The sequence below is a fragment of the Coleofasciculus sp. G3-WIS-01 genome (assembly GCF_040223135.1).
Lineage (GTDB): Bacteria > Cyanobacteriota > Cyanobacteriia > Cyanobacteriales > Coleofasciculaceae > Coleofasciculus.
This window is the reverse complement of sequence record NZ_JAVJZI010000018.1, coordinates 17,298-34,867: the sequence shown is the minus strand read 5'-3', so window position 1 is coordinate 34,867 and position 17,570 is coordinate 17,298. Positions and strand designations below refer to the sequence as shown.

Annotated in this window: 8 protein-coding genes and 1 pseudogene; 2 read left to right on the top strand and 7 right to left on the bottom strand. The window is 44.9% G+C overall.

All coding sequences use genetic code 11. The features are described 5' to 3' along the window. Nucleotides 1-2,482: two-partner secretion domain-containing protein (locus tag RIM23_RS01745; protein WP_446363917.1), on the bottom strand; the 2,482-nt coding region annotated here is incomplete at its 3' end. 711 nt (nt 2,483-3,193) lie between these two features. Here RIM23_RS01745 and RIM23_RS01740 point away from each other — a divergent pair. Continuing rightward, entirely contained in the window at nt 3,194-5,806 is a 2,613-nt protein-coding gene (locus tag RIM23_RS01740) for a CHAT domain-containing protein (RefSeq protein WP_446363915.1), read from the top strand. Between the two features lie 689 nt (nt 5,807-6,495). Here RIM23_RS01740 and RIM23_RS01735 read toward each other — a convergent pair. From RIM23_RS01735 to RIM23_RS01715, 5 genes are all read right to left on the bottom strand, one after another. Beyond that, nucleotides 6,496-7,251: a DUF928 domain-containing protein gene (locus RIM23_RS01735; RefSeq protein WP_446363913.1), complete on the bottom strand. Its 756-nt coding sequence runs from the start codon at nt 7,249-7,251 to the stop codon at nt 6,496-6,498. A 221-nt stretch (nt 7,252-7,472) separates the two neighbouring features. Continuing rightward, the gene (locus RIM23_RS01730) at nt 7,473-9,440 is read right to left on the bottom strand and encodes a CHASE2 domain-containing protein (RefSeq protein ID WP_446363911.1); all 1,968 of its coding nucleotides are present in this window, start codon (nt 9,438-9,440) and stop codon (nt 7,473-7,475) included. A gap of 89 nt (nt 9,441-9,529) precedes the next feature. Beyond that, complete coding sequence (locus tag RIM23_RS01725) at nt 9,530-10,201, bottom strand: response regulator (RefSeq protein ID WP_446349112.1); 672 nt, start codon at nt 10,199-10,201, stop codon at nt 9,530-9,532. 144 nt (nt 10,202-10,345) lie between these two features. After that, entirely contained in the window at nt 10,346-11,416 is a 1,071-nt protein-coding gene (locus RIM23_RS01720; protein ID WP_446363909.1) for an AlbA family DNA-binding domain-containing protein, read from the bottom strand. Between the two features lie 460 nt (nt 11,417-11,876). Further along, nucleotides 11,877-12,506 carry a CatB-related O-acetyltransferase gene (locus RIM23_RS01715; RefSeq protein ID WP_446363907.1) on the bottom strand — a complete coding sequence of 210 codons (630 nt, stop codon included), beginning with the start codon at nt 12,504-12,506 and terminating at the stop codon, nt 11,877-11,879. A gap of 328 nt (nt 12,507-12,834) precedes the next feature. Here RIM23_RS01715 and tftA point away from each other — a divergent pair, with 328 nt between their 5' ends. Beyond that, a complete protein-coding gene (gene tftA / locus RIM23_RS01710; RefSeq protein ID WP_446363905.1) occupies nt 12,835-15,462 on the top strand; it encodes a hormogonium tapered terminus morphoprotein TftA in 2,628 nt (875 codons plus the stop codon). A gap of 130 nt (nt 15,463-15,592) precedes the next feature. Here the strand turns inward: tftA and RIM23_RS01705 are convergent. Further along, a pseudogene (locus tag RIM23_RS01705) lies at nt 15,593-17,383 on the bottom strand (adenylate/guanylate cyclase domain-containing protein); the annotation flags it as partial. Between the last annotated feature and the right edge of the window lie 187 nt (nt 17,384-17,570).

The window sequence follows — 17,570 nt, the reverse complement described above, 5'->3', positions numbered from 1 at the left end:
TACTGGGATTGCCGAAAACATAATTACCATTGCTTAAGGCTGTTATTTGACTCTCGCCGAAGTTGTCGAATACGCCAGTACCAGAGATCCGGCTAATTTCCGCCCCCGTGGTGCCATTAGCCAGAATCACTGTCCCAGCATCCTCTGCCGCCCCAATCTTTGCCAAGAGATTGCCGAAAACATAATTACCATTGCTTAAGGCTGTTATGCCATTACTGCCCAACCTATCCCTTGGGTTAGTCCCAGAGATCCGGCTAATTTCCACTCCTGTGGTGCCATCAGCCAGAATTACCGCCCCAGCATCTTCCACTCCCCCAATATCTGCGGCTGGATTGCCAAAGACATAATTACTATTGCTTAAGGCTGTTATTTCATCACTGCCGAACCTATCGAATGTGTTAATACCAGAGATCCGGCCAATTTCCACTCCTGTGCTGCCATCAGCCAGAATTACTGTCCCAGCATCCACTACCGCCCCAATATCTGCATCTGGATTAGCAAAAACATAATTACTATTGCTCAAGGCGGTTATTTCACCTAAGCCGAAATTATCCCCTGGGTTATCACCATAAATACTTCCAAGCATCGCCCCGGTGTTCGAGTCAAATAAGTATACGGCTCCAGCATCCTCTGCCATTAAATCGTCTCTTGGAGAACTCACCACAATGTTGTTATTTGCCAGTACCGCCGTACTCTGCCCAAATCCATTTCCTGCCGCTGGATTGGGGTCAAATAATTGAAATGAGTTGCCTGTTACCTCTGTATCATCAATCGTAATATTCTTCGGGTCTAATAATAGCTCCCCCGCCACCCCATTCACCGCACTCGCATCTCCTAACCCGCCAAACACCAAACTCCCCTTACCCGATACCTCCAACAATCCCCCATTTCCCGCCAACGCCCCACCTCGCGCGGTCAAACTGCCATAAAAATCTGTCTCCCCATCTGCCCAAACAATCACTTTCCCCCCATCCCCAACCCTCAATCCATCGGCTTGTAACCTGGTGCCATGATTCACTAAGGTATAGTCGGCATTCTGTGCCCCCACCGTATTTCCCTGATAGTCTCCACCCACCAGAATCTCACCGCCACCCTGATTCCCACTGGCATTTACTGTTGTTCCCAACAGTTGCAATCTTTCCCCAAATAACTGAATCTCACCCCCCAACTCCCCCTGTGCCTGGAAATTCCCAGACGTGGTGAAAACCTGTCCCCCCTGAAACCGAATCCTACCCGCCTTTTCACTCCCGGTTACAGAAGTCAACGCCGTAGCGGTTTGAATTACTGTGCCCTGATAATCCACTTGAATCGTTCCCCCATCCCCAGCATTTCCTGTGGCACTGAGAACCCCAGTATCGAGAAAATTAGTAACATTAATAGTGACACTACCGCCCCGTTCACCATCCGCCTGAATCTCTCCCCGATTTTCCAGAAAGGTACTGGTGAGATTTATCTCTCCCCCGATAACGCCGCCGGAATTGATGACACCATTGAGCAGTTGAATCCGATTCCCTGTCACGTTAATTTCACCGCCACTACCCAGAGGATTTGAGGCATCCACAGAACCTAAAATTGCCACAGTGCCTAGATTAAAATCAATCGGAATATCGGCTTCAGTTAATCCAGCATTTTCCAGTAACGTTGCTAAACCTGACGCAGAAGACAGAACCGGATTTGTATCATTATTGAATGGTAAATCAACAGAGCTAACTTGCCCCGTTAAATCCAAATGAATTAAACCTTGGCTTGGCACAGCCGCCAGATTAATTGTTCCTCCGGGTGCTGATAACTGCCCCGAATTTACCACCGTACCCCCCGCCAGGGTCAAATTCTCTCCCTCTCCAACTGCTAAATTCCCTGCATTCACTACCGCTGCTGGCTGTCCATACTGCAACCCCAAGGGTACACTAATCGTTAATAATGAGGAGTCTTCTGGATTCGTGGCACTGAATGATGAGCCATCTTCAAATATTACAGAATTCGCCGTACTCGCCACAAAGGAACCCTGAATATCTAACTGAGCATTTTCTCCAAAAATAATCCCATTGGGATTGAGGAAAAATAGATTCGCCCCCCCATTAACTCCCAATGTCCCTAAAATAGCTGAAGGGTTATTCCCGGTTACCCGACTAAAAATCGTTTCAATTCCAACTGGATTGGCAAAATAAACCCGTTGTCCCTCTTTGATATTAAATTCCAGAAAACTGTGGAACAAGTTAGCTTCTCGGATTGCCCCCCCTTCTATTAAATCGGCTAATTTTCCCCGCACTTGAGCCTTGGGTGTGACGACAGAATGTTCAGCCTCTAAGGTATTATCTGGGGTAATCTGGGCGCGAAGGGGAGTATCCTGACTGATTAAGACAGTAAGACTGGTGAAAAAACTCACCAACCCTAACTGCCAATACCTGGGTTTTGAAGATTGAATCTGAGCCAGGTAGGAACACGTTACTCCTGTTGAATTTTCCAAGAAGGGACTGTTCATCAAAACCTCCAGGATACTCGATCTGAACTGTCTTGTTTTGTCGCTTAAAGGGTGCACGTCGGTCATCTGTGTCAACTTAAGCCATAACCCTTACCCATTCTAATTTTCAGCTATAGGATTTCTGCTCCCCTGGTTCTTTTAAAGGGCGGGTTTATTCAAGTTATCAGTTGGGTGCCATAAGTTATCTGTAAAACCCGCCCCTACATTCTCGCTCTAAGAACTCTTTACCTTAAGGTGACACGGGCGCACGTCGGTGCGCCCCTACGGAACCTGTCCAAATTGAACAATACCCCGGCAAATAACCTGAATATCTATACCATACAGGCAAACCGACAACAACAGGTTGCACTTTTGTGCCAACTCAAGTTCCTAAACCTGACAAGTCAATGGCACAAAACGGCAAACCTATTCCAGCCCTGACAGCCTAATAATGCGATAAGCTGAAAAGCAGTGAGTGATCAGCCTTCCATGGACAGTCTCATTCCCAAGTCCGATTTATAATTAAAATAAATTGTAATGAATCAGACAGCCAAGTGCTATTTAATATGCAAATTACCATTGAAGTGCCTGACAATATAGGTAGTCGTTTGGCGGTTCGTAGTGAGGGCTTTAGCCCTCTCCAGCTAGGCGGAGCGAGAACTAAAGTTCTCACTACAAACAAAACCCCTCGGTGCGTCTGTCTCAACCAGCCATTTAAAAGCGTGACAGCTGATGCAATGCTACCGATTCAGAGTTCAATCCCTACTCTTTCTCACCAGCCTACTCCTGTGCTTGTGGCTGAATCATCTGCCTTTAATCGCTGAATCGGTGCCAGCGAATCAATTGGTGCAACAGGGAGTTGAGCTATACCAAGCTGGCGACTTTAAACGCGCGATCGCACTTTGGCAAACAGCCCTAGAATACTACCAAGAAACCCAAAATCTTACCAATACCGCCATTATTCGAGAAAACCTGGCCAGAACCTATCAACAACTGGGGCAAATAGAACAAGCAATTGACTATTGGCAACAGGTTATTGCCGATTATCGCCAACTGGGAGATAGGCAGAATCTGGGGCGGAACCTGACTGAACTGGCTCAAGCTTATACTACCACCGGACAACCCCGAAACGCGATCGCACTTTTATGTGGTGTCTCAGATTCCCCCACAAACTGCCAACCGGAAACCGCTCTATATATTGCCCGCACCACTGAAGACAATCAAGGAGAAGCCGCCGCCCTGGGAAGTTTAGGAAATGCCCATCTGCTCACCGGAAATTATGAAGACGCGATCGCGGATTTAGAAGCTAGTTTAGCGATTAACCACCCCACCTATCATACATCAACCCTGAACAGTTTAGGCAATGCCTACATCCGTAAAGGACAAAGCCAAGAGCGCTATGCTGACTCGGCTCAACAACGGGGTGCCAAGCAACGGGCAAGTCAATTTCGGCAAAAGGCGCTAAATGATTACCAACAGGCTTTTGGTTATTTTCAGCAAAGTCTAGAATTGGCTCGCCGATCACAGGATCAACCCAATCAAATGGGAGCCTTACTTAATTTAATTAAATTGGCTCAACATCCCCTAATTTCCCCCCAAATAGACGCTGCTCAAATCAATCAAGCCCTAAAAGAGGCTCTGGATTTACTCACTCAACTCCCCGATTCCCCTAATCTGGTTTATGCGGCGATCGATTTAGCCAATCTCCAACCAGCGACTTCTACCATAACCCAAAAGAAATACCAATGTTCCCCACGCCAACTACCATCCCAAGCTGAATCCCTACTCGAATCAGCCGTATCCATTGCTCAACGCCTGGAAGACTCCCGTTCCGAGTCTTTTGCCCTGGGGGAATTCGGTCATTTCTACGAATGCCAGAACGACTATCGCCAAGCCTTACAATTCACCCAAAAAGCCCGGTTAGCCGCAGACCAAAACCGAGACGCCCAAGATAGCCTCTATCTCTGGGAATGGCAAGCCGCCCGACTATTTCAGGTACAGGGAAACCCAGAGCAAGCCATCGCCGCTTACCAACGTGCGATCGCAACGTTAACTGATATTCGCCAAGAACTACTCATGGCTGACTCAGATGTCCGATTTGACTTTCGCGATCGGATTAATCCCTTACACCGAGACTTTGCCCAATACCAGTTAGAACGAGTCGAACGTCTCCCAGTTACCGAAGCTCAACTGGAAATAGAATCTGCCCTGAAAACTATAGAGGCACTCCAACTTGCCGAACTGCAAAATTACTTTGGCAATGATTGTCTATTAACACCAATTTCTCAGGAATCTGTAGAGCAACTGGTGGGAGACGATACCGCTATTTTCCGTTCAATTATCTTCAACAATCATACCGCGATCCTGCTCACCCTACCCAACGCCCCAACCCAACTCAAATGGATTAATATCGATAGTCAAACCCTACGAGAAACCGTCAATCAATTTCGCCGAGGATTAGAAAGACGACGGGATCTGATTTACGACCCCAAACCTGCTCAAAACCTCTACGATTGGATAATTCGCCCCTTTATTACCGATTTAGACGCCGCTGGGATAAACACCCTAGTTTTCAGCCAAGATGGGATCTTACGCAGCATCCCCATGGCTGCCCTGCATAATGGGGAAAGCTTCTTAGTGGAAACCTATGCCATTGCCACAACCCCCAGTTTAACCCTCACTGCACCTCAACACTTAACCGATGAATCGCTTCAAGTGTTAGCCCTGGGGTTAACGGCAAAAGCCACAGTAAACGGACAAACCTTTCCCGCCCTCACTAACGTTAAATCGGAACTCCAGCAACTTGAGAGCTTATTTCCCGGCAGCAAAACCCTCTTAGACGATGATTTTACGCGCGATCGCTTACAAGCCGAACTCAACCAAACTGTTTATCCGATTCTCCATATTGCGACTCATGGACAGTTTAGTGCCGTACCCGAAGATACATTCTTAGTCACCGGGAATAATAATAAACTGACGCTTAAAGACTTAGAAACCACGATTCGTCAGGTGAGTCAGGGGGCTGATGCCGTCGATTTACTTGCCCTCACCGCTTGTCAGACAGCCGTTGGCGATGAGCGTGCCACCTTGGGTTTAGCAGGTATCGCCGTTCAAGCTGGCGCTAAAACTGCCTTAGCCTCTCTCTGGTTTATTCCCGACGCCTCGACCAAAACCCTAATCACAGAATATTACCACAATTGGTCTAACCCTGGCATAAGTAAAGCCCAAGCACTGAGCCGAGCACAACGAAAACTCATTCAAGCACAAAACAGTCCAGAAATCAACAACCAATATGCCCACCCCGCCTACTGGGCACCCTTTATCCTTATCGGTAACTGGCGATAATCTAAGTAGGTTGTCAATCTGTGTACCTGACTATTCACTGTTCTGAAAACCACCATTCCATTTGTGTAATCTGTGTTTTTGTCAATACTTGGCAATGATTTTTATCGAAACTTTAACAAAATACATGCGTCCACGGGGACATTGGCAGTGAGACAAAAACCATAAATTATACAAAGTTGCCCGAATATTCAAGAGGTTTAGCTGCGTCAAGATTAATTTTGCCCACAAAAAACCCACCATAAATAGTATACCTTAAAATCGCACAATCTTCTCACAATCGCCGTAACCCTTGAAAACTCGTAGATAATTCCCGAAAAGGGGTAAAAAAAGAACAATTATGACGTTTTGTTAAGACAGGACTCTGATTGGAAAACTTAAACCTTTCTGGGGGAACTAATCGTTTAAATTATCAGAACTTGACAAGTTTAACCGAAACGACATCGAGTCAAGCTAAGAAAATGTCAGTATATGCTCTATCTGTAGGGTGCGTTAGCGTAGCGTAACGCACCATGTTAGCTAATTAAAGATTTGCGGTTAAGTAGGTTGGTGGAAATAAACTCAACTATCCACCAGTTATGTAAACAAGCCTCAAACTCTTACAAAGGACGTAGCTTGCTTCTCGCGAAGCGAGTATGACGAATGACGATCACCACCGCCCGCCTTTAACTGTCCCTACCTACTTACATCTTTTACCTATTCCCTGTTGCCTGAATAATTGTCCTCATATTCTCAATAGGTTCTGACTCCGATGGTAAGGATTCTGGACGGGTTTGGGCGGCTTCCAAATTTACCAGATCTCTCAACAGAGATGCAGCCACTTCTCCTAATTGCCAGGGAGGAGCAAGCTGCAATGCCTCACCCATAGCATCATACCAAAACCCTGCCCCAGCATAGAGTTCAACTTTCTCCGAACCGGGCTTAACCTGAGCAAGTTTCTGCTCCAAAACCAATGGCATCTCCACCACTTGCATATCTGAGCTGACAATTAAATCGCTGGAAGGGCTATCCGAATCACAAAGAATCACCACTTGCCAAAGATAGGTCTTCCCCACCGTTAATTCTAACTGCTCCCTTGCCAGGGATAACATCATAATTCCTGGTGAACTCTGTAACTGAATTGGCTGACCCACAGGTTGAGGTTTACCCTGATCATTGTACTCATAGAGTCTAAATTCCATCGGTTTAATTGTCGAGTCAGGGACAAACCAAGCCAAGGTGGGATGGGTAGACAGGGTTGCCCCCAGATGAGTTTTAGGGGCAAGGGCAGTTAGGGGTATTCCGTCACCTTCGCATCCGCCCCTTGGACCCGATGACGTTGTATAATCAGTGGGTGGTTTCTGATCGGGAGGTGGCACGTATCCAGCTAAAGCTGTTGACGTCACAACTAGGGATAAACTTAAAATAAGTAGGTGGACACAATGAAACTTAAAGATGGAGATCGTCATTTTTAATTCGTCATTTGTAAGGGTTTGATGGTTATTTATTCTTGTAGGTTGGGTTGAGGAACGAAACCCAACACCATCGTTAGCCTGTTGGGTAACGCTTACGCTCTACCCAACCTACTTGCGGTGATAGGCTCCCTTTCACCTTTGATTACCCCTGGCGATATTTAGCTTATATGCAACTGCTATAGTGTACCATTCTCTACCCATAAAATTTTCATGGCTTAAACCCTTTTTCGCCAATATCTTAAAGTTAATGTCCTCTTTGCCAAACACCAAGTCAGCTCACACAAGGTTCCTTGACCAGAAATAGAGTCTCGCTTAAACTCACCCGCCAACTGTTTCGCTAAACGTCTACACTGCTTGCTTCCATGTCCTTCAGGGGATGAGCGAATACCTGCCCCATTATCTTGAATACTGAGACTGTACCACCCGTCTTTAATTTTACCAATAACCTTAAGGCGAGTCACCCCGACGGCGTGTTTACCCACATTGCACAATCCTTCTTCTATAAATTCACAGAGTCCTCGCTTTTGCTCAAAATTCAAGTCCTCCTCTACAATCGCCGCAAACTCTAAAACCTTAATCTTAAGGGTTTTAAATTCCGGCAAGTCTCGCTCCAGAGTATGCCGACTAACGGTATAAAAAAGTTCATTTATCGGCAATTCTAGGTCAAGGATTAAATCATTACTCAGTTGTAATGTTTTAGTTTGATTCAACTTATCTTGAATCAATGCTTCCCGCTTAAGATACTCACAAACCTCCCAAATTTCCTGCTTAACCTGTTGAAGTTTCACTACTACCATTTCGGAAGTTAAGTCTTCGTCTTGCACCTGCTTAATCACATAAGCTAAGGTTTGCATCGGTTGATTATGAATCCGATTAAAGGTTTGCTCAATCGTGCGTTGGCGGACTTCAAGTTGAGACTTCAACGCCCGGTCATATTTATAGAAAGCAAAAGCACTAACTCCCATCCCATTGAACACCAAAACTAACAAAACGGGAGCAACAGGAATCCACCAACCCAAAAGAATAAACCCATAACTCATAGCAATAAGAATTAAGCTAGCCAAACTAACAGAGCCAAGATTCTGCAACGACGATTGAGTCAGCCGCCCCAAACTCAAAGCCAAGACACCCCAACTGATAATCCAAAGATATTCCCATCTATCGGACCAAACATTCAACAGGGGGCGTCTATCTAGAACCGCACTAATAATTTGACTAACCGTATGAGCTTGAAATTCTACCCCATAAATCCGTCCAGAGGGTTGTAAATCAGCCAAGGCTGTCGTATTCACAACATCATTCACACCCGGGGAAATAATCCCAATTAAAACAACGCGATCGCGAATCCAACTTGCCCGAAAATTTCCCTGGTTGATATCATCCAAAGATAGGGTGCGAAATCCCTCTCGACTATTGCGAAAATTCAGCAGAACCTGAACCCCACCCGCATCAGCATCAACATAACCTCCAGAATTAGGTAAAAAGCGAGGAAGTTCAGTTCCACCAAACCGCATTGCATCAGGATCACGAGTGCCATTTTCCAGGGAAATACCATCCGCCGCTAAATACATTTGGGCTAATCGCAATGGCAAGGAAAATCGGTATCCTAGGGATGTTGGCGTTCCCAAAAGACTGCGTCTCACCCGACCATCTGTATCATGAATAACATCAGCAAAACCCACCTGTTCAGAGGGTAATGTGGGTGGTGCAGCAATGGGCGGAAATAATGCTTTGTCAATGGCAATTAGAGTTTTAATATCCCTAAATGCGGCAACCAATTCACCATGACCCGGTTCAACCGGGATATCTCTAATAATATCAATACCGATGGCTCTAGGATTGTAACTCTGTAGTGTTCTTAATAATTTGGCTATCTCTTGATCCGGGATAGGATAAGTCCCGACTTGGCGAATATCCTCATCATTAATCCCAATAATCAAAATCCGTTTATCAATGGATTCCTGGGGACGCCAACGCAGCAAAGCATCAAGAGTCATCCATTCTAAAACTTGCAGCCAACCACTGAGGCGAGCGACAATCACCAATATCAGAATTACCAGTCCTGGTAGCGATCCGCTCCTCCATATCACCAGTTCTGCTCTTATTTTCTGCCAAAAATATTGCCGCAACTGTTGCTTCCTTGACTTCTCCCGTTTTCCTGGATTTATGTAGAGATGTTGCATGAAACGTCTCTACAATCTGGACATAACAGGGTTATGTATGCCGGATTTGGTATGACCAATGACCAATGACCAATGACCAATGACATCCATCAATCGATAAACCCTTCCTCTCTAGCGCGTCTTTCCGTTTGAATTCGCATATTTTTACCCGGTTCCGGATAAACATTCAGAACATCTTGGATTTTAGTCCAATAGTGACGCACCGTTCGTTCAGATACCTCCATTTTTTCGGCAACGGTTTTATCTTGCAATCCTTCCTGAAAGGCTAGATCAATAACCTGTAGCCACTCAGATTTGAATTCTCCAGGTGGCAACTTCAGGTCTTTGGTATGGGTAATTCCCTGTAGTGCCAATTCAATCCGGTTTAACATATCTTGACTGAAAAGAGCTTTATCCGCTAAAGTAAAACCACCCTGATGACGATCAATATCTGGTTTAATTCGCACGAGTGCCTTAATGTAACTGCTTTGCACAAAAATATTCAGAGTCGGATAGTTTTCCATCAAGGTTCGCAGCAGTTGGATGCCTGTATCAACACGGGCTACCTCCCCATCTGTTTCCGGGATGGAAAGATCTATGGCGACTAAATCAGGTTGAACCCTTGCCACTTGTTCCAGAGTCATTTTTGCCGTTGTCATCTGGAAAAGTTTTGCCTCTGGATATTGCTGTTGTAGATATTCACTGGTTTTCTCCAAAATTAATCCATGATCATCTACGATAATAATTTTCAGCGGTGTTGGCTCTGATGAATCTTTGCTCATCGTAGTTTTCTTAATTAATAAAAATAAATGGATTGGCTTAAATTAACTCAACCTTACGGACTTGACAAGTGCGATCGCGAAACCCTTGCCAATGTGAGACTTCCGTGGATAGTTAGGTTTATTTTCACCAACCTACTTATGCTATCAAGGCACAGTTGGTGTTGGCAACTGTTTTACTCCTGTTCGTTGTGCGATCGCGCGAGCCAATTTTTCAAACTCTCGGTATACATTCCTCACCGCTGATGTATGAGCGCCAATCGCCCCGTCAGCCGGTTTGAGGTAAAAGATAGGCTTACGGGCTTCCTGAGCCATGGGCATTAAACTCTGATAGTTTTTTAGTAACGCTAAACAATTCGGATCATCGACTACAGAAATATTATGAGTCAGCGGCTGATTTAATACATCTTCATGATAAACCGTTGGAATACGCGCAATCCAACGGTTGTACGCCTTCACTGGACGATCTAATCGGGCTGAATGTTGCAAAACAACGTACCCAATTGTTAATTCACTGCCATCAATACGCAGAAATTGAATATAGGCACCCGGAATAAATTGTCGTGGATCACTACCAACGACTAAGACACCCAATACTGTTGGTTTTGGCTGGGGTTCAACTGTGGCAAAGCGCATTGAGGTGAGTTGTTGCTCAATAGAGCGTTCATTTTCTTCTAGGATATCAATCGCTAAAGATGAAGGTAAATAAACGCGACGAAATAAGTCTAAATCTAGGTCATCTAAGCTAGCCGATGGTAGAGGGAGAATATCAAAAGGTAAATCCTTTGCCCGTCTTTTTTCCGCTAAACGACGCTCTTCTTGTCGTGTAGCCGTTGCTCGGCGTGGACCCACCCGTACCCAAACCCGTCCATTAAATCGCACAGGTGGAGCATCAGATGGTTTTACGATGACAACCACTAATTCACATCCACTAATTGTTCGTTTCTGGACGATTATTTCAGGAAAAGGCAGGATATTTCCATCAGATCGCATATCGGATAGAATGAGCAGGAGTTGGTCAGTAATTGGCAAGTTTTCACAAGTTCCGTCATTATTAACACCAATAAACAGAACTCCGGGTTGCTGGTGGTTGGGTAAGTCATTGGCAAAAGCACAAATAGCCTGACGAATGATATTTCGGTCAGATATTAAAGCTTTACGTTCCACCCGATCCGATTCCAGATCATTTAGCAGAGTTGCCAACTCCTGATCATTCATTCAGCCCTCCTTAGTAATACTTTCAGCTTAACTTGTAGTTTCTATAGTAGTGGACTGACACAGCTAAAATTGTGGAATAGATTTGACGGTGAAATTGGGCGCACACCGTGCGCCCCTACAATACTAATCCACCATTTTAGGTGTGCCACGCCAGTAGTAGTCTTTGGCAGATACTGCTTGAACATCGTCTGCCCGTTCCTAGTGCAGCGCGGCGGAAGTCCTTGAGCAGCTTTGTCTATGCTGTTAAAGCAGGGGGAGCAATGTAGAGACGCGCCATGGCGCGTCTCTACTCTTATAATCGCCTTGAGGGGTGAGGGGTGTCACACCCAGTTTTGGATCAATGACTGACAGCCTAAAATTGATCTTTTATTCCTTAGCAGGAGAATATTGCACGCGATCGCACTCGATCAGAATCCCCCTGTCTTGCAGCCGCAGGGGTTCTAATTCCCCTAAACCTTAGTCATACCGCTTCCCGTAACGCCTGTATATTTGAACCACAAATGGCTTTTAGATTACGGGTAATCTTCTCAATATCCCAGTTCCACCATTGCATCTCTAACAGTTCAGCGATAACATTATCGTCAAAACGCTTGCGGATTACTTGCGCCGGATTTCCCCCCACAATCGCATAAGGTTCAACAGGGCGAGTTACTACTGATGCTGTGGCGATAATCGCCCCATCCCCTATATGAATACCGGGCATAATTGTTGCTCCATAACCCATCCAGACATCATTCCCAATCACCGTATCCCCTTTGTGGGGCCAGCTATCAGGCATGGCGACTTCCCATCCGGAACCAAATATCGGAAAGGGATAATTAGTAAACCAATCGGTGCGATGATTCCCCCCATTCATAATAAACTTTACATCTGAACCAATCGCGCAAAATTTACCGATAATTAGCTGATCACCGACAAAATCAAAGTGATATAAAACATTCCGTTCAAAATTTTCTGGATTCTCGAAATCATCGTAATAGGTGTAGTCACCAACGATAATGTTAGGATTATTGATAATATTATTCAAGAAAACTAACCGAGTTTGGTCAGCTAACGGATATTTGCTATGGGGAGATGGTCCGTGAATCATAAGTAACCCTTTGGGATTCTGGCGACGGTACATCATTACCTGGACATAAATTCTGGCAAGCTGTACTAAGAAATGTTAACAATTGTTAAGTCCTTACTGTTTCCTGTTCCCCGATCTCAAACCGTCAATTTTAATTGGGTCTGACTCCTTAGATAACCTGGATTCGGTATAGCGCGATCGCAGGTTCAGAGGCTATTCCTTAATCAAATCTTAAGAGTTTAATCCTTAACTTTAATTCAATCTACTCTAACCTCTCTTAAACAAAAAATTCCCCAACGAACTATAGTAAAATTACTACAATTGATCCAAATTATTTTATGAACAGCCAATGGCTTTAACGCTGAAAATATTTGCAGATACCCTCCTCAAACAGCAGCCTGTCGATAGCAGTCAAATCTCTAACCCTGAAGATCTTTATAGTCTGACCAAAGGGATAGAGTTAGAACTGCACAGTTGGGACCCTAAGGACGGAGAACCCCACCATATCCGGGTGGCTTTTGCCACAGACCGATTTAACAACAAGAATACATGGTACGCCTTTACCGACCACATTCAGATTTGGGACGGCGAAACCGTGGTGCTACCCCCAGTGTCTCCCCCAGGTTCTACCGAAGTTCTGTTTAATGTGCGTTCCTGTTCCACTCATGTCGTGCGGGGACTGGATCAGCAGGTGATTGATGAGATGAACTTTATCACACCTGACACCCTGGTCAGTTTTGAAGACTTGAATGTGCGTCTGGGACAAGCGGTGTGGCCCTTCCTCCAGCCCGCTGCAAAAGCCGCCTTGGGGCGGGCAATTCGCGATCGCGGTATTCCCCTAGTCATCAATTCCGCTTATCGCACCATCGCCCAACAGCTTATCCTCTACAATCACTATCGGGCAGGTAAGCGTTGCGGGATTCCACTCGCCGCCCGTCCGCCTCGCAGTAATCACCAAAGTGGTTTAGCCGTCGATATCCAAGATACCGATGGCTGGCGATCCTTTCTCGAACGACATGGCTGGCGATGGTTGGGTCCGAGAGATTATCCTCACTTCGACTATATTCGCGGCGGACGTGACATTCGTAGCCTTGCTGTGCAGGCGTTCCAACGGGTTTGGAATCGATACAATCCCCAGGATCGGATTGCCGAAGATGGGGGCTATGGACCGGCTACCGAACGGCGACTGAATCGGAGTATTATCGGCGGTTTTGGGGAAGTCTGGCAGGGCTTTGAAATCATTAAGTTGACAAGTCCCTACATGCATGGTAAAGATGTCCGCAAAATACAGCAAGCATTAGCAGATGCCAAAATTAATGTTGGGGTAGATGGCGTGTTTGGACCAGGAACTCAAGCAGCAGTGAAGCTGTTTCAAAAGGCAAAGGGCTTGATTGCCGATGGTGTGGTTGGACCGGCTACCCTGGTGCAACTGGGATTTTTTGGCGCACCTGTGGTTATCTCGCCACCCAAACCTGAACCCAAACCCACTCCAGAACCGGAACCCAAACCCTCTGAACCCACGACTCCACCAGCCAAGGCTGTCGGACGCATCTTGGTTTCTGCGGGTCATGACCTTAAAGATCCCGGAGTCGTGGCGTTAGGCACCACAGAAGCCCTGGAAATGATTCTTATCCGTAACGCCCTGGTACAGGAACTCCAGTCACGAGGGGTTAATTTCCTCATCGTACCCGACGACCTAGATCTTGCCGGTACAATCAAATGGATCAACGATCGCGTCCTGCCTGGGGATGTGGCGATAGAATTGGGTGGCAATGCTTTTAATGGTTCTGTGCGAGGGACTGAAGCTTATTATATTGACGGTAACGAGGAACGCAAAAAAGATGCTCAGTTAGTCTTAGAGGCGTTCTTAAAGAAAGTCCCCGAACTGCGTTTACCGGGAAAACCGCTCTCACGGGGCGTTAAACCTGATACCTTGAGTGCCAAAAATCAGCTTCCCTTTTGTCGTGAAGTTGCCGCATCATCTATTATCTTCAATATCTGCTTCCTCGATAATCCCGAAGACTTAACCTTACTCCAAGAAAACCGCGATCGCTTTGCTCAAGGTTTAGCTGATGGCTTGCTGCAATGGAGTGGTCAAACGGCAAAATCGGATCAAACTTCACCCCATTTCCAACTGATTAATATCCAAATTCAAAACTATGACCATGACGAAAAAGGGCTTCTGGTCAATGGGAATTCCTATATTCCGGCGGATCTGGTAGCGAATTTAGGTGTTGATCTGACTGTGGAATCGGATATTCGCCAACTCAGTTATGGCAATATCGTGTATGTAAAAGCGGTTGATCTCCAGCCCTTTAATATCTCCGTCGGCTGGGATAATGATACCAGAACGGTATTACTGAATACAGCGACTCAAACCGATCTGGATCAGTCTGATAAGATTATCTGGTTTGGCAATGCTTCAGAAGAAGATTTAAAAGCCTTTCTCACCAGTAATAATGAAAAGGCACTTGACCAGTTCCCCGACATCCATACAATTTACATTGAAGAGGCGGAAAAAGAAGATGTTAATCACGACATAGCCTTTTGTCAGATGTGTCTAACAACCAACTTTTTACGCTTTGGCGGTTCATTACAACCGGAACAAAATAATTTTGGCGGTTTAGGGACAGCCAATAGTGATCCGGCGGGTGCATTTTTCCCCGATATTCGCACAGGTGTGAAAGCTCACATTCAGCACCTAAAAGCCTATGGAACAACGGCGCCCATTGAACATCCGCCCATCGTCAGCCCTCGGTTTCAGTTTGTCTTACGCGGGAGTGCGCCTTCTGTGTATGACTTGAGTCGGCGCTGGAGTCCTGATCCGGAGTATGGGAATAAGATTATGGCATTGGTGCGACGTTTGCATGGAGTGGTGTCTAATGTTGAAGACACGCCTCAATCCTTCTTTATGCGTTTGAGTCATACGGTAGCGCCAATGGAGAATAACGGAAGCGATAGTCCTTGTGCGCTTTAACTGTTGTAGAGACGTTCCGGCGGAACGTCTCTACTCACTGTCTAATCCAGAAAATATATTATCTAACGCCGCTTTGTCTTTGTGATTTAACGGTACTTTTGAACTGCCCCGATCCCTTAGCCTCGTGAAGTTATTTAATCTTCGCTTTAAGAAAATAAGTCGTCATTTTTCCTTTCCCTTTAACCTGGATCATACCTCGTTCTTCAAATAGATATTTATCCTGTAACTTTTTATACGTAAATTCAGTAACTTGAATTTGATCAGGGAGTCCTTGAGATTCCATGCGTGAGGCGATATTAACCGTATCTCCCCATAGATCATAACTAAACTTTTTGATGCCAATTACGCCAGCAACAACAGGTCCTGTATTGATACCAATGCGAATGCTTAAGGTCTGATTATTCTGGTTATTAAATTTGGTAATTACCTGTTGCATATCCAGTGCCATATTCGCAGTGGCTTCAGCATGATCGGAGCGGGGAGTGGGTAATCCACCCACCACCATATACGCATCACCAATCGTTTTAATTTTCTCCAACCCGTAGCAATCACTCAATTCATCAAAGGCAGAAAAAATCCGGTTGAGTAATTCAACAACTTGCGCTGGTGGAAAGCGAGCTGATAATTCTGTAAAGCCAACAATATCAGCAAACAAAACCGTGACTTCCTCAAAGTTATCGGCGATTGTACTTTCGAGTTGTTTCAACCGTTGAGCAATTACTTTGGGTAAAATATTTAACAGTAGACGTTCGGCTTGCTCTTGTTCATAGTGTAGCGCTTCTTGCCATGCTTTACGTACCGTAATATCTTCTACTGTTCCTTCATAATAAATAAAATCACCGTGGCGATCGCGAATGGCTCTTGCCTTCTCCTCAATCCAAATTTTGCTACCATTCTTGCGGTAAACTTGCGATTCAAAATCTGAAACTGTTCCATATTTTTCGAGGATACGAATTAATTCATCGTGACGGTTGGGCTGAACGTAAAGCTGTCGATTCAGGTTAGTTAAATTTGCACATACTTCTTCCGCAGAAGCATAACCATAAATAGTAGCTAAGGTTGTATTCGCACTTAAAAACCTTCCACTTGGAGTAATCTTAAAAATCCCTTCGACTGAGTTGTCAAAACTACTGCGATATTTTTCTTCGCATCTTTGAAGTTTTTGAGCTAACTCTTTAGTTTTTAATGTAAACAGAATAAATAACGTGGCGGTTATAACACCAGAAACGGTATAAAATAAAATACGGTAAACTTGAGTATTTCTTAAAAAGAGTTGATAAGAACGGTGATAAATTTTCAGGAGCTGTTCACTCTGTTGCTCAGTGGGCAATTCCAGAATTTGCATCACCAGACTATCAACCTGAGATTCATGGGTCACAATAATTTCGGCATAGATTAGGGCGGTATCGAGTTCAGAAATACTTAAAGCAGAAGACGCTGCCAATAGATCTGCACGTTGCCGAATTGCTGCCACTTGTCTCTGAATTTTTAAAATTAATTCATCATTGGGAGACAGGGTATAAATTAAAACATCGTTCAATAGAGTATTCAATCGATTGATCAAGTCATCAGCCTTTGGTTCCGCTGCGGCTTTATTAGAGAATTTTTGAATAGTATTGGGCAGAGAGGTTAAGGATTGATTGAGAATAGTTTCTTTTTTGATTACTTCTTGGATTAACTCTTTCTTGCGCTCAAATAGCGAGCGATTACGTCGTAAAGCCGACTTAATTTCTGGTTCATGCTGGCTATTGACAAAATTAGGAATATTTTCTAGGGTATGGTGTAATTCCTGAAGTTGCCTTAAATCATTAAGAATAGTTTCATGATCATTCAAAGAATCCTGTTGAACCTGCAATATATCCGTATTTAAAGTTGCGCCAGTTTCCTGAAGTTGGTGTAAGTTTGACAGATAGTGATGGTGTTGAGTAGAATTAATAGCTTGAGCTTTAATGAATAACATTACCCATAAAAAAGCTCCGCCTGCGGCAATTCCTATATTTCGCATAGCGGAGAACTTCATAAGCAGCTCAATGTCAATCGACTTAACAGACCTTACACCCAAACAGGCGACTCGATCGGGATAGATATCCTATCCACTCCTTTCAGGA

Bases quoted from the DNA above. Each gene is read 5' to 3' on its own strand.
- RIM23_RS01720 (WP_446363909.1), bottom strand. From the start codon at position 11,416: ATGAATGATCAGGAGTTGGCAACTCTGCTAAATGATCTGGAATCGGAT.
- RIM23_RS01725 (WP_446349112.1), bottom strand. From the start codon at position 10,201: ATGAGCAAAGATTCATCAGAGCCAACACCGCTGAAAATTATTATCGTA.
- RIM23_RS01740 (WP_446363915.1), top strand. From the start codon at position 3,194: ATGCAATGCTACCGATTCAGAGTTCAATCCCTACTCTTTCTCACCAGC.
- RIM23_RS01735 (WP_446363913.1), bottom strand. From the start codon at position 7,251: ATGACGATCTCCATCTTTAAGTTTCATTGTGTCCACCTACTTATTTTA.
- RIM23_RS01730 (WP_446363911.1), bottom strand. From the start codon at position 9,440: ATGCAACATCTCTACATAAATCCAGGAAAACGGGAGAAGTCAAGGAAG.
- tftA (WP_446363905.1), top strand. From the start codon at position 12,835: ATGGCTTTAACGCTGAAAATATTTGCAGATACCCTCCTCAAACAGCAG.
- RIM23_RS01715 (WP_446363907.1), bottom strand. From the start codon at position 12,506: ATGATTCACGGACCATCTCCCCATAGCAAATATCCGTTAGCTGACCAA.